The sequence below is a fragment of the Microlunatus sp. Gsoil 973 genome (assembly GCF_009707365.1).
Taxonomy (GTDB): Bacteria; Actinomycetota; Actinomycetes; order Propionibacteriales; family Propionibacteriaceae; genus Microlunatus.
In genome coordinates, this window is the sequence record NZ_CP046122.1 from 2,435,687 (window position 1) to 2,448,464 (window position 12,778).

Genomic DNA, 12,778 nt, shown 5'->3' on the forward strand with positions numbered 1-12,778 from the left:
CAAGGTTTGACCGTACGGCTGGCGCGCTCGGCGTGTCTCCGACCCTCGCCAGGATCCCCGCCATCCCGAAGATCAAGGTTTGACCGTACGGCTGGCGCGCTCGGCGTGTCGGAGCCACTGGATCGAACCTTGAGCTTGCGAACCCGGTGGACGGCTCCGGGGCCCGCCGGTGGATCGAACTCTGAGCTTGCGAACCCGGCGGCCGGCTCCGGGGTCAGCCGATGGATCAAAGTTTGAGCTTCCGTACTCGACGACCGGCTCCCCGTCCCCACGGACCGACCCACGAACCGACCCACGAACCGACCCACGAACCGACCCACCGACCGACCCACCGACCGACCCACCGACCGACCCACCGACCGACCGACCCACCGACCGACCCACCGACCGACCCACCGACCGACCCACCGACCGACCCACCGACCGACCCACCGACCGACCCACCGACCGACCCACGAACCGACCCACCGACCGACCCACCGACCGACCCACCGACCGACCCACCGACCGACCCCACCGACCGACCCACCGACCCCACGGACCGACCCCACGGGGGCGAGTCGACGGAACGACCCGTAGCACCAGGTTGGACCCCGATGGCGCGACACGCATTCGAACTTCTGAGTGCTTTGTCAGTGGGTTGTCGTACGGTCCTGGCTATGTCGGTCGCCGGTCGCCATCCCGCCAAGAACACGCTGCAGGATTCGTTCGAAGATCTCGGCGTGCCCCTGGCGGAGACCACCTTCTGCGTCGTCGATCTGGAAACCACTGGCGGTGCCGAGACTGACGCGATCACCGAGTTCGGCGCGGTCAAGGTCCGCGGCGGAGAGGTGCTCGCCGAGTTCCAGACCCTGGTCAATCCGCACACCCACATCCCGCCGCTGGTCGCCGTGCTGACCGGGATCACCAACCAGATGGTGGCTTCCGCGCCACCGATCGACCAGGTGCTCCCGGCCTTTCTTGAATTCGCCCAGGGCAGCGTCCTGGTGGCCCACAACGCCCGCTTCGACGTCGGCTTCCTGCGCCGCAACTGCGCCGAGCTCGGCTATCCGTGGCCGAAGCTCGGGGTGCTGGACACGGTCGCCCTGGCCCGCTGCATCCTGCTCGCCGACGAGGTTCCGGACTGCCGGCTGGCCACGCTGGCCCGGCACTTCCACGCGACCGTCTCCCCCGACCACCGCGCCCTGCACGACGCCCAGGCGACGGTCGACGTGCTGCACGGCCTGATCGAGCGGGTCGGCAATCTCGGCGTCGGGACCTATGAGGAGTTGCGCGAGTTCACTCTCAAGGTGTCGCCGCAACGCCGGTCCAAACGCACCTGGGCCAACAACCTGCCCGAAGAGCCCGGCGTCTACTTCTTCGTCGCCGACGACCAACTCTCCGGTGATCCCGCCGATCGGCAGATTCTCTACGTCGGCAAGAGCGGCAACCTCCGCAAGCGAGTGCGCAGCTATTTCACCGCGTCGGAGAAGCGGCCCCGGATCGAGGAGATGATCCGCGTCGCCACCGGCGTCGAGGCGTACCCCTGCCAGACGCCGCTGCATGCCGAGGTGACCGAGCTGCGGATGATCGCTGCCCACGCACCGCGCTACAACCGCCGCTCCAAGTTTCCGGAGCGGCAGCATTGGATCAAGATCACCTCCGAGGCGTTCCCGCGGCTGTCCCGGGTCACTCAGATCAAGGGCGACGGCACCACCTACTTCGGCCCGTTCAGCCGACGGCAGCAGACCGATGACGTGATCGATGCGCTGTACGACGCCTTCCCGATCCGGCAGTGCACGGCCAAGCTGTCCAAGACCAAACACACCGCGTCCTGTGCGCTGGCCGGCATGCACCGGTGCGTCTCACCCTGCGACGGATCGGTGTCCTTCGACACCTACGCCGACCTCGTCGAGCAGGTCCGCACCACCCTGACAAGCGACGTACGCCCGGCGTGTCGTGCCTTGCGCGGCCGTCTGCGGCGACTGGTCGGCGAACAGCGGTACGAGGAAGCCGAACTGTTGCGCCGCCGATTGGCCGCACTGCTGGACTCCGCACGCCGGTTTCACCGGGTCACCAGCCTTGCCGCATGTCCGCAGATCGTCGCCGCCCGCTGGGAAGCGGCGCCGGGTTCGCCCGGAGAGTGGCAGATCCACGTCATCCGGCACGGCCGCTTGGCGGCGGCGGGAGTGTCCCGACCCGGCGAGGTGCCGCAGGCCGTCGCGCGGATGCTGGTGGCGACCGCAGAGACGGTTCCGGCGCCCACCGGGCCCCAATCCGCAGCCACCGTCGAGGAGACCCTGCGGATCGCCGACTGGCTGGAGCGGCCCGGCGTACGCCTCATCGACATCGACGGCGACTGGGCCTGGCCGTTGTACGGCGTGCTCAGCCACGATGCCCTCGTCGACCATCTGCTCGGCCCGGACGCCCCGACCCGGGAGCGCACCGAACTCGTCGGCTGACCTGGGAAACCGACCAGACCAGTGCGACACTGGTCCGATCAGGGCACCGCGATCCGGTGTCGATCACCTTTGATTGGGGGCAGCAGCGATGTTCGAAGAGGGACAGCTGTACTCGCCGGTCACCCGCAAGGCAGACGGAAAGGTCGAGGTCCATCTGGGTGAGAACCACCCGGGATTCCGCGACCAGCGCTACCGGGACCGGCGCAACCAGATCGCCGAGGCCGCGGTCAACTGGAGACCGGGCGAACCCGTGCCGAGGGTGGACTACCTGCCCGGCGAGAACGACATCTGGGCCACGGTGAGCAGGGAGCTTGCGCCCAAGCACGAGCGGTACGCCCACAGCGAGTATCTGACGGCCAAGGCAGCCCTCGGTCTGCCGACGGGCCACGTTCCGCAGCTGGACGAGGTCACCGAGCTGATGACGGCGCAGACCGGCTGGACCTACGTCGCCGCGCCCGGCCTGGTCGAGTTGCGCGAGTTCTACTCGTCACTGGGCGACCAACTGTTCCACTCGACGCAGTACCTGCGGCATCCGTCCGAACCGCTGTACACGCCCGAGCCCGATGTCATCCACGAGGTGATCGGTCACGGCAACCAGTTGGCCAGCCCGCGGTTCTCCGCGCTGACCAGGGCCGCGGGCCGCGCCGCCCAGCGTCTGGAGACCGAGGACGCGCTGAAGTTCCTCGCCGACGTCTTCTGGTTCTCGCTGGAGTTCGGCGTGATCTACGAGGACGGGCAGCTGAAGGCGTACGGTGCCGGGATCCTCTCGTCCTACGGCGAGATGGACGAGTTCTCCCGGATGGAGATCCGCCCGCTGGACGTCGGCCAGATGGGCACCCTGAACTACGACATCACCAGCTATCAGCCGATCCTCTTCGCCGCCGACTCGCTGGATCAGCTCGACGACGTGGTGGGGTTGTTCTTCGACACCTGCGACGACGACACCCATGCCAGGATCAAACGGGAGTTGCACCTCGTCTGACGGTCCGCCGGATAACGACACGCAGAGCACTAAGATCACGGACATGGTGACCGCGATCGTTTTCGTGAAGGCCGAAGTGGCCAGGATTCCCGAGGTGGCCGAGGAGATCGCGGCACTGCAGGGAGTGAGCGAGGTCTACTCGGTTACCGGCGCCGTCGATCTGATCGTCATGGTTCGGGTCAGCAACCACGACCAGGTCGCCGAGGTGGTCGCCGATCAGCTCAACAAGGTGCCGGGTGTGCTCAGCACCGAGACCCACATCGCCTTCCGCGCCTACTCGACCCACGACCTCGAGGCGGCGTTCTCGCTGGGCTCGTCGTGACGGAAGGCCGGATGAGCCACGAGTGGGCGCCCCCGACGCGGGCGCAGCGCGGCGACGTCCCGGCGCCCGACTGGGTGGTTCAGGTCGACACCTACCGGCTGCCGTGGGACGAGGCCGCCGACGAGCTGGCTCCGGTGGACCGCCAGGCGGATCCGGCGCGCTGGCTGCCCGGCAGGGCGCTGCTGATCACGGCTGCCGTCATCGGTGTGCTGCTGCTTGCCACGATCGTCGTCTGCCTGATCATCTGGCTCACCCCACCGATGCATTATCTGGACGTGCCCTCGGTCCCGAAGAGCTGATCCGTCGGGTTGACGAGTCGCGTCGCTCAAACGACGGCGACCACCGTACGGAGCGCCATCGCGGCGAGGCAGAGGACGACGACCCCGACCAGTCCCAGCACCTGCAGTTGGTTGCGGCGGGGACGACGCGGGAAGACCAACGCCACGGCCGCCAGCCCGCCGACAATGATGCCGCCGACCAGCGAGGGCCAGCCCGGACCCTGTAGACCGCCGAGCACCAGATTGAGCGCGATCAGGATCGCGAACAGCCCGAGATCGGGTTTGATGTCCTCACGCCGACGGATCTTGATCACCGTGTGTACCGCGATCAGCCCGATCGCTGCCGGCGATGCGCCGGCGGCGACCGTGTAGCCCGGGAAGGCGAGGAACAGCGCAGTCGCGCCGCCCAGACCGCCCAGGACGTACAGGATCAGGTATCGGACGGTGCCGAACTGCTCCTCCAGTGGCCGGCCGACGCCCCAGAGGATCAATGCGACGAACAGCGTGTTGATCAGGCCATTGGACAGGAAGGAGTAGCTGACCAGACGCCAGAGCTGACCGCTCAACACGGCCGCGCCGTTCATTCCCAGCAGGTTGCCGATCATGCCCTGACTGATCAGATCGAGCACGTACAGGCCGATCACGACGCCGATCAGCACCTTGGTCACCAGGCCGCCGCGGGTGGACAGTGCACCTCCGAACGCGGTGCGCGGTGCGCGGACCGTCGTCCGGCCGGACCGGATGCAGTCCGGGCACTGGAAGCCGACCGAGGCGGGATTCATGCATTCGCCACAGATCGGCTTGCCACAGCGCTGGCAGCGGATACCGGTGAACCGGTCCGGATGCCGGTAACACCCCTCGAAACTCGGTGCTTGGAAGTCCGGACGGCTCACCGATCCACCTCATAAACCACGGCACGAACTGTACGTGCCACCGGCAACCCGCACCGGTATCCGCTGCCTGTCGGCCTGTTCCTCAGGCGAGGTCGACGCTCTCGATCACCACTGGCTCGGTCGGCTGGTCGTTGCGGCCGGTCGACGTATTGGCGATCGCGTCCACCACGTCCCGGCTGGCCTGGTCGGCGACCTCACCGAAGATGGTGTGCCGACGGTTCAGGTGCGGGGTCGGGCCGACGGTGATGAAGAACTGCGACCCGTTCGTGCCTGGACCGGCATTGGCCATCGCCAGCAGGTACGGCCGGTCGAACTGCAACTCGGGGTGGAACTCGTCGGCGAAGGTGTAGCCCGGTCCGCCCCGCCCGTCACCCATCGGGTCACCGCCCTGGATCATGAACCCGGCGATCACCCGGTGGAAGGTCAGGCCGTCATAGAAGTTGCCGGTGGTCTTGGCACCGGTCTGGGGATCGCGGTACTCCCTTGGTGCCGCCGGCCAAGCCGGTGAAGTTGGCCACCGTCTTCGGGGCGTGGTTGTCGAACAGGTTGATGACGATGTCGCCGCGGTTGGTGTGCAGCGTGGCTGTGCTCATCGGGTCCTCTCGGATAATTCAGGGTCGGATACGGGAATCTTCCGACATTTCGCCCTGAGACTCTAAAGCCTGGGTAACGCTACGGTTGCTCCATCGCAACGGGCCGCCCGGGTCAGCCGCGCCGCCCGACGTCGATCGAATCGGAGGAAAAGTGAGCAGCAAGACCAAGAAGGGCCGCCGCGCCAACGCCGCCGCCCAGGACAACCTGCCAGTCGCACCGTTCGTGCATCAGACCGCCGACCGGATCGGTCCGTTGGCCCACGGGGCCGCCGACCGGATCGGGCCGATGGCACAAGAGGCCGCCGAACGGGTCGGGCCGATGGCCCACCAGGCCGCGGACCGGATCGGGCCGATGGCCCAGGAGGCCGCCGAACGGGTTGCGCCGCTGGCACAGGCTGCTGCCGACCGCATCCAGCCGCTGGCACACCAGGCCACCGAACGTGTTCGACCGTATGCCGAACAGGCCGCCGAACGCGTGCAGTCGTACGCCGGACAAGCCGCCGACTGGATCGAACCGCGCGCCCACGACGCGGCCGACAGGCTCGGGCCGTACGCCGAGAGTGCGCGCAAGAAGGGTGCCGCAGCCGCCGCCCAGGCGGTGGAGAAGCTGGGACCACGACTCGACGACGCGGCAGGTCGGATCGCCCCGGCGGTCGACGTGGCTCGCGAACGGTTGCAGTCCGATGTCCTGCCGAAGATCTCGGAGAAGCTGTCCGAGATCGCCGGGTCCGAGGCACCCGCGGCAGTGGTCGCGGCCGCCGAGAAGGGCAAGGAGCTGCTCCCGGCAGGCAAGAAGAAGCGGAAGTGGCCCAAGGTGTTGGCGATCGTGGCCGGCGCGTTGACGGTCGGCGGTGCCGCCTACTACGCGGCCAAGAAGTTCTTCGGCAGCGACGAGCCCGACTGGCAGACGACCCGGCCGTCCACTCCGTACGCCTCGACGACGATCACCGAGCCGCATCCGCCGGAGGCGGCCAAGCCGGCCGGCGAGGAGGAGGTCGCCGCCAGCGCGAGTACGGCTCCGAGCCCGGACGAGGTCACACCCGCCCATGCCGCCGACGGGTCCGAGGCGCCGGACAGCTCCATCGAATCGGACAGCACCGCCGAGTCGGCCGGGGGCGGGGCGTCCGACAGCCCCGCCGACACGACGGAACCGGAATCGAAGTACGGCGACGGTTCCTACGTCGGCGCCGAGCCGCCCGAGGGCTTCACCATCAAGGGCAACGAGCGGTCCAAGAAGTACCACGTCACCGGCACTGAGGGCTACGAGCGGACCAATGCCGATGTCTGGTTCAACAACGAGGCCGCGGCCGAGGCCGCCGGTTTCACCAGGGCCCAGCGCTAGACGCAGCGGCGCCGCCCACAACCCGACGAACGACAAGCGCCCCGGACCATACGGTTCGGGGCGCTTGTCGTGTGCCTGCATTTTCAAGGTACCGCGACCATGGGGGCTTGCCGCAAGCCCCCTGTCGGGGTGCAGAATCGGGGCCCTTCCCAATCTCTCGGGCGTCGCCTGCGCCCATTTCCCCACCGGAGCGCGACCATTTCCATGACCACCAGCGTGTTCCAACTCGCCCCGCACCATCCCGCAACCTGTCACCCAGAGCTGGTCGCCGATGACGAGCAGCTCTTCACCGCGATGGCCACGAATCTGGACCGACAACTGGCCACCCTGTCCGGGCAGCTCGACCAACTCCGCCGATCACCGGGCGGCAAGGGCCGGGCGGCGGCGGATCGCGACATCGAGATCCATCGGATCTCGGCAAGGCTGCGGCTGCTCCGCCGCTTCGGTCTTGACCTGTGTCTTGGCCGGATGGTGCCCGCGGACGGATCCGAACCCGTCTACATCGGGCGACTCGGGCTCACCGACGACTCCGACCGCCGGCTGCTGATCGACTGGCGGACTCCCGCCGCGGAGCCGTACTTCGCAGCCACCGCAGCCGACCCGATGGGCCTGGCCAGTCGCCGGAGATATCGCTGGTCCCGGGGACGGATCACCGACTTCTGGGACGAAGTCTTCCCGACCGAAGGCCGGGACATTCCTGCGGACGGACTGGTGCTGGACGAGGACTCGGCGTTCATCGCCAGCCTGGCCGGCAGCCGCTCACCACGGATGCGGGACGTGTTGGGGACCATCCAGGCCGACCAGGACGCGGCCATCCGCGCCGGGTCCCGCGGCGCACTGGTCGTCGCCGGCGGTCCGGGCACGGGAAAGACCGTCGTTGCGCTGCATCGGGCAGCGTTCCTGCTGTACTCCGACCCACGGATCAGCGACCGGCGCGGCGGCGTCCTGTTCGTCGGTCCGCATCGGCCGTACCTGGCCTACGTCTCCGACGTACTGCCGAGTCTCGGTGAGGAGGGGGTGCAGATCTGTACGTTGGCCGATCTGCTGCCCCAGGGCGCCACGGCCGCGGTCGAGGCCGACCCGGCGGTCGCCCGGCTGAAGTCATCGGCCGGAATGGTCTCGGCGATCGAGCCCGCGGTACGGCTCTACGAGGAGCCGCCGAGCAGAGGATTCCTCATCGGCACCGACTGGGGTGACGTCCGACTGACCACCGACGACTGGGCCGAGGCCTTCGAATCGGTTGATCCCGGCACGCCGCACAACGAGGCGCACGCCGAGATCTGGGACGCGCTGGTGACGGTCCTGCTCGACAAGCTCGGTGATCAACAGGCCGAGGACGTCGACCCGAAGCAGTTCGCCCGCGATTTGCGGAACAACGACAACGTGGCGGACGCGCTCAGCCGGGCGTGGACCCTGATCGATGCCAAGGACCTCGTCGGTGACCTGTGGTCGGTGCCCGCCTACCTGCGCCGCTGCGCACCGTGGCTCCAGGCGGACGAGGTGGCCGTACTGCAACGCGACGACCCGCAGGCCTGGACGGTCTCCGACCTACCGTTGTTGGACGCCGCACGCCAACGATTGGGCGATCGTCACGCGTCGGCGCGCAACCGGCGCCGGGCGGCAGCCATCGCTGCCGAGCGGGAACTGATGGACCGGGTGGTCGACGACATCATCGCCGCCGACGACGATCCGGAGACGTCGATGTACATGTTGCGCGGTGAGGATCTGCGCCAGGCGCTGGTCGACGAGTCCGGGCTGCCGAGCCCAACCGCGGACCGACTTGCCGGACCCTTCGCGCACATCATGGTCGACGAGGCGCAGGAGCTGACCGATGCCGAATGGCAGATGCTGCTGCGGCGCTGTCCGTCGCGGAGTTTCACCATCGTCGGCGACCGTGCGCAGGCGCGGCACGGTTTCGCCGAGACCTGGCAGGAACGGCTCCGACGGGTCGGCTTCGACGCCATCGAGCAGATCACCCTGACGATCAACTACCGCACGCCGCGCGAGGTGATGGCCAGCGCCGAGCCGGTCATCCGCGCCGCACTGCCCGACGCGAACGTACCGACTTCGATCCGCAGCAGCGGTCTGCCGGTGATCACGGGTTCGGCGACGGAGTTGGAAGGCATCGTCGACGACTGGCTGGCCGACAACCCCGAAGGCATCGGCTGTGTGATCGGCGATCCCGGCTTCACCGGCAGGCAGCGGCTGCGCTCCCTGACCCCGGCCGAGGCGAAGGGAATGGAGTTCGATCTTGTGGTGCTCGTCCGGCCGGACTCGTTCGGCACCGGGATCGAAGGCGCGGTCGACCGTTACGTCGCCATGACCCGGGCCACCCGGCAACTGGTGATCCTCGACTGAGGGCCGGTTGCCGGATGGGTCCCGGGAATTCGGGAACCGTCAGCGGCGGACCCGCGGCGGAGCGGGCTCTGGCGGAGTCGCTGCCGGGGTCTGTTCAAGACTCCGCAGCGCCTCGGCGATCGCCCGGTCGAGCTGCGGATCCGCCTCGCCGTGCCACTGGTCGGGAGTGATCGGCACCTCGATGTCGGGATCGACGCCGTGGTTCTCCACATCCCAACCCTGGCCGTCGATCCAGTAGGCGTAACGCGGCTGGGTGACGCCGGTCCCGTCGATCAGGTCGAACCGCCCGTCGATGCCGACCACACCGCCCCAGGTCCGGGTGCCGATGATCGGCCCGATACCCAGCGCCCGGGCCGAGGCGTTGACGATGTCCCCGTCCGACCCCGCGTACTCGTTGGCCAGGTAGACCACCGGTCCGCGGACACCCTGCGAGGGATACTCCGTGGTCGCGCCGTGGCGTGCGAGGTCCCAGGCGATCACCTTGCGCCCGAGCCGCTCGTTGACCAGTTGGCTGAGATGCCCGCCGCCGTTGAAGCGGACATCGGCGATCACACCCTCGTGCCGGGTCGCCTCCTCGAGGTCGCGATGCAGTTGGGCCCAGCCGGTCGCGACCATGTCCGGAACGTGCACGTAGCCGAGCCGACCATCGGAGTGTTGGGCGACGTACGCCTTCCGAGCGGCGACCCACGCCTGGTAGCGCAGCGCCGACTCGTCGGCGACCGGAACCACCACCACGCGACGGTCCTCGTCGCGGCCGGGACGGCGCAGCACCAGTTCGATCGGCTTGTCAGCTGCGCCGATCAGGCCCGCGTTCGGGCCGATCACCGGGTCGACGGGTAGCCCGCCGATCCGGATGATCCGGTCACCCGGTTGGGCGTCGACGCCGGCAGCCCGCAACGGTGACCGGGCGTCGGGGTCGGAGCTCTCACCGGGCAGAATGCGATCGATCACCCACTCCTCGCCGTCCTTGGAGAAGTCCGCGCCGAGCAGTCCGAGCGCCCTGGACGTGTCGCCGTAGGGCTTGACCGCCCGTGCGTAGGCGTGCGAGGTGTTCATCTCCGCCCCGACCTCCCAGAGCAGCGAGATCAGGTCGTCGTAGCTGCCCAGCAGGTCGACCACCGGCCGGTAGTGATCGGCGACCGCCTCGAGGTCGACACCGTCCAGGTCGGCGCGCCAGTAGTGATCACGCATCAGCCGTACGTTCTCGTTCAGCATCTGGTGCCACTCGGCGACCGGATCGAGCTCGAACCGCAACCGGCCCAGATCGACGTTCACCTTGGCCGGGTCGTCGTCCTTGACCTCGCGATCGGCCGGCCGCACCGTGACGGAGTCGCCATCACGGGTGACGATCCAGGCCAGGTCACCGCTGACGGCGTACGAGTCGATCTTGCCGACCAGCTTCTCGACCGCTCGCTTGCCGAAGTCGAAGCGCTCGAGCTGGTCCGTCGGCTTCTCCCCCGGTACGCCGGCTCGCGCCGTGCCCAGCACACCATGGGTCGGCGCCTCACGGATCCACAGCACGCCACCCTTGGCGGCCTGCAGCGACCGGTAGTCCCCGGCCGGCACGGGGAACGGAACGAGCCGGTCCTCGAAACCGTCAACGGCAAGATCAGAGCTGGCAGGCACCTCGGGCTTCTTCTGATCCGCGGACTTCCCGCCCGCCTGATCGTCCTTCTGCTGATCGTCCTTCTGTTCATCGCCGGCCTGACCGTCGGACGCCACGGGCCACCCGTCGACACTCGGACCGAACGGTGGCGGCTCGGTCGCGGCGAGCGGCACCAGATAGGGCCGGGTGCCGTACGGGAAGTTGATGTCGAAGACATGGCTGTCGTAGTGCGGATCGAAGGTCCGCACCGACAGGAACGCCAGATACTTGCCGTCGGCGGTGAACGCCGGTGAGCTGTCGGCGAAGCGTCCGCTGGTCAGCGGCACAGGATCGGAGTCCTGGGAAAGATCAACAGCCACCAACTGGGAATGCGACGAACCGACCGGCTGGGTCCAGGCCAGGTAGCGGCCGTCGGGGGAGAAGACGGGATCCTTGGCCTCGCCGTCGGCGCTGACGCCGAGCGACCGTACGGTTCCGGTGCCGACCTCGAGCAAGGAGATCCGTCCGTCGTGACTGATCAGGCCGACGCGTTCGCCGGCGGGGTCGGAGGCCACATGCAGGATCCGGCCGAGGTCGATGTCGATGATCTGCGGGTCACCCTGGCCGTTGAGCGGGTGGAGCTCCACCCGGTCTGTGCCCGACTCGTCGCTGATCATGATCGCCTTGCCGGTGCGGCCGAGCGGGCGCGGTTCGCGGATCCGGACCGACGACGACGCCGCCAGCGCCCGAGCCGGACCCTCCCGGTGACTGAGGTAGAAGGCCTTGCCACGCCAGGAGACGACTGAGCCGGTCGCCGTGCGGTCCGGAACAACCGCGGTCAGGTTCTCGGTCGGGCTCAACGACTGCGGCTGTCGGGCGGTGATCATCGGCAGGGAGATCTCCAGCGGACGCGGCTCGGCACCCAGCTCGTCCATCAGATAAATGACACCCCGGGCGTGGTAGGCGATCCGGGTGCCGTCGGTGACCGGTTCCTTGACGTAACCCTGCTCGATGCTGTGGAAGGTGCGCTGGGTCAGGTCGGCCGCGGTCGCCGAACCGAGTCGGTCGGCGGCGACCGAGAACAGGTTGGCCTGCTCGTCGGCGGGACCGGGAATCTCGGCGAGCAGGTCGGAGCTGAAGATCAACTCGTCGCCGACCCAGCTCGGGCTCTCCAGTCCGGCGGTGACGTCGGCCAGCACCCGCTGGTGGTCATCGCCGGCGCCGGACGGATCCCACCACAGCTTTCCGGCCGTTCCACCGCGATAGCGCTTCTGGTCCGCGACGTTGCGGATCGCCTTGCTGGATACGACAAGGCCGGCATCGCCGCGGGCGACTCCAGCAACCGGACCGTACGGCAGATCGGTCACCCCACCATCCAGTCCGATCCGGTAGCCGAAGGTCACGAACCGTTCGTGGGTGCGGGCCGCGCTGGAAACGATCACCGACTCGTCGTCGTACCAGCCGAGCAACGCAGTCGAAGCAGATCCGAAATAGGTCAACCGCCGGGCCGATCCACCGTCGAGATCGACGACGTGAACCTCGAACCCGCTGTCCTTCGATGTCGCCCAGGCGATCCTGCTGCCGTCGGGAGAGAAACGCGGGTTGCGGACCGGCACGTTGTCCGAGGTCAACCGCCAGGCGCGACCACCAGTGACGGGGGCCAGCCAGATGTCATCGGCGGCGGCGAAGGTGATCAGATCGGCATGGATGTCAGGAGAGCGAAGGTAGCCAGAAGTCACGTTCGCTGACATTACTTCCCGGCCCCGACACGCGGGACCCCAATTTGTCCGATCGCCGACTTATCTCCGAATCGCCCGGCGCTCGACCGAGGACGCTGGTGGTTCGGCCCACCGGTTGTTGGTCTCCCACTACTTTCTCGACGACGCCTGACGGTCGCGCATCTGGAGGTCCCTCCCCTGGTGGATGCCGCACCACTTCCTCGACGGCGCACGCACCAGTTCCACGACGGCGCACCCGCTCCACG

8 protein-coding genes and 1 pseudogene are annotated in these 12,778 nt (G+C 68.2%); 6 read left to right on the forward strand and 3 right to left on the reverse strand.

The genetic code is table 11. The features are described 5' to 3' along the window. The first annotated feature begins 659 nt into the window (after window positions 1-659). From GJV80_RS11440 to GJV80_RS11455, 4 genes are all read left to right on the forward strand, one after another. Window positions 660-2,441 (forward strand): DEDD exonuclease domain-containing protein, encoded by a 1,782-nt coding sequence (locus GJV80_RS11440; protein ID WP_154688004.1) that lies wholly within the window; start codon window positions 660-662, stop codon window positions 2,439-2,441. Window positions 2,442-2,529: 88 nt separating this feature from the next. After that, a complete protein-coding gene (locus GJV80_RS11445) occupies window positions 2,530-3,423 on the forward strand; it encodes a phenylalanine 4-monooxygenase (protein WP_154688005.1) in 894 nt (297 codons plus the stop codon). A 43-nt stretch (window positions 3,424-3,466) separates the two neighbouring features. Then, complete coding sequence (locus GJV80_RS11450; protein ID WP_154688006.1) at window positions 3,467-3,745, forward strand: Lrp/AsnC family transcriptional regulator; 279 nt, start codon at window positions 3,467-3,469, stop codon at window positions 3,743-3,745. An 11-nt stretch (window positions 3,746-3,756) separates the two neighbouring features. Next, window positions 3,757-4,044: a hypothetical protein gene (locus GJV80_RS11455; RefSeq protein WP_154688007.1), complete on the forward strand. Its 288-nt coding sequence runs from the start codon at window positions 3,757-3,759 to the stop codon at window positions 4,042-4,044. 26 nt (window positions 4,045-4,070) lie between these two features. Here the strand turns inward: GJV80_RS11455 and GJV80_RS11460 are convergent, their stop codons facing one another. Further along, window positions 4,071-4,916 carry a rhomboid family intramembrane serine protease gene (locus GJV80_RS11460; RefSeq protein ID WP_154688008.1) on the reverse strand — a complete coding sequence of 282 codons (846 nt, stop codon included), beginning with the start codon at window positions 4,914-4,916 and terminating at the stop codon, window positions 4,071-4,073. Window positions 4,917-4,998: 82 nt separating this feature from the next. Then, window positions 4,999-5,509, reverse strand: a pseudogene (locus tag GJV80_RS11465) (peptidylprolyl isomerase). 151 nt (window positions 5,510-5,660) lie between these two features. Between GJV80_RS11465 and GJV80_RS11470 the strand changes: the two are divergent. Both GJV80_RS11470 and helR read left to right on the forward strand, forming a co-directional pair. Then, complete coding sequence (locus GJV80_RS11470; protein ID WP_154688009.1) at window positions 5,661-6,851, forward strand: hypothetical protein; 1,191 nt, start codon at window positions 5,661-5,663, stop codon at window positions 6,849-6,851. Between the two features lie 204 nt (window positions 6,852-7,055). Further along, a complete protein-coding gene (gene helR / locus GJV80_RS11475) occupies window positions 7,056-9,209 on the forward strand; it encodes an RNA polymerase recycling motor ATPase HelR (RefSeq protein ID WP_154688010.1) in 2,154 nt (717 codons plus the stop codon). A 39-nt stretch (window positions 9,210-9,248) separates the two neighbouring features. Here helR and GJV80_RS11480 read toward each other — a convergent pair whose 3' ends face one another. Next, on the reverse strand, window positions 9,249-12,533 hold the full coding sequence (locus GJV80_RS11480; protein ID WP_154688011.1) for a S41 family peptidase: 3,285 nt from the start codon (window positions 12,531-12,533) through the stop codon (window positions 9,249-9,251). Window positions 12,534-12,778: the final 245 nt, after the last annotated feature.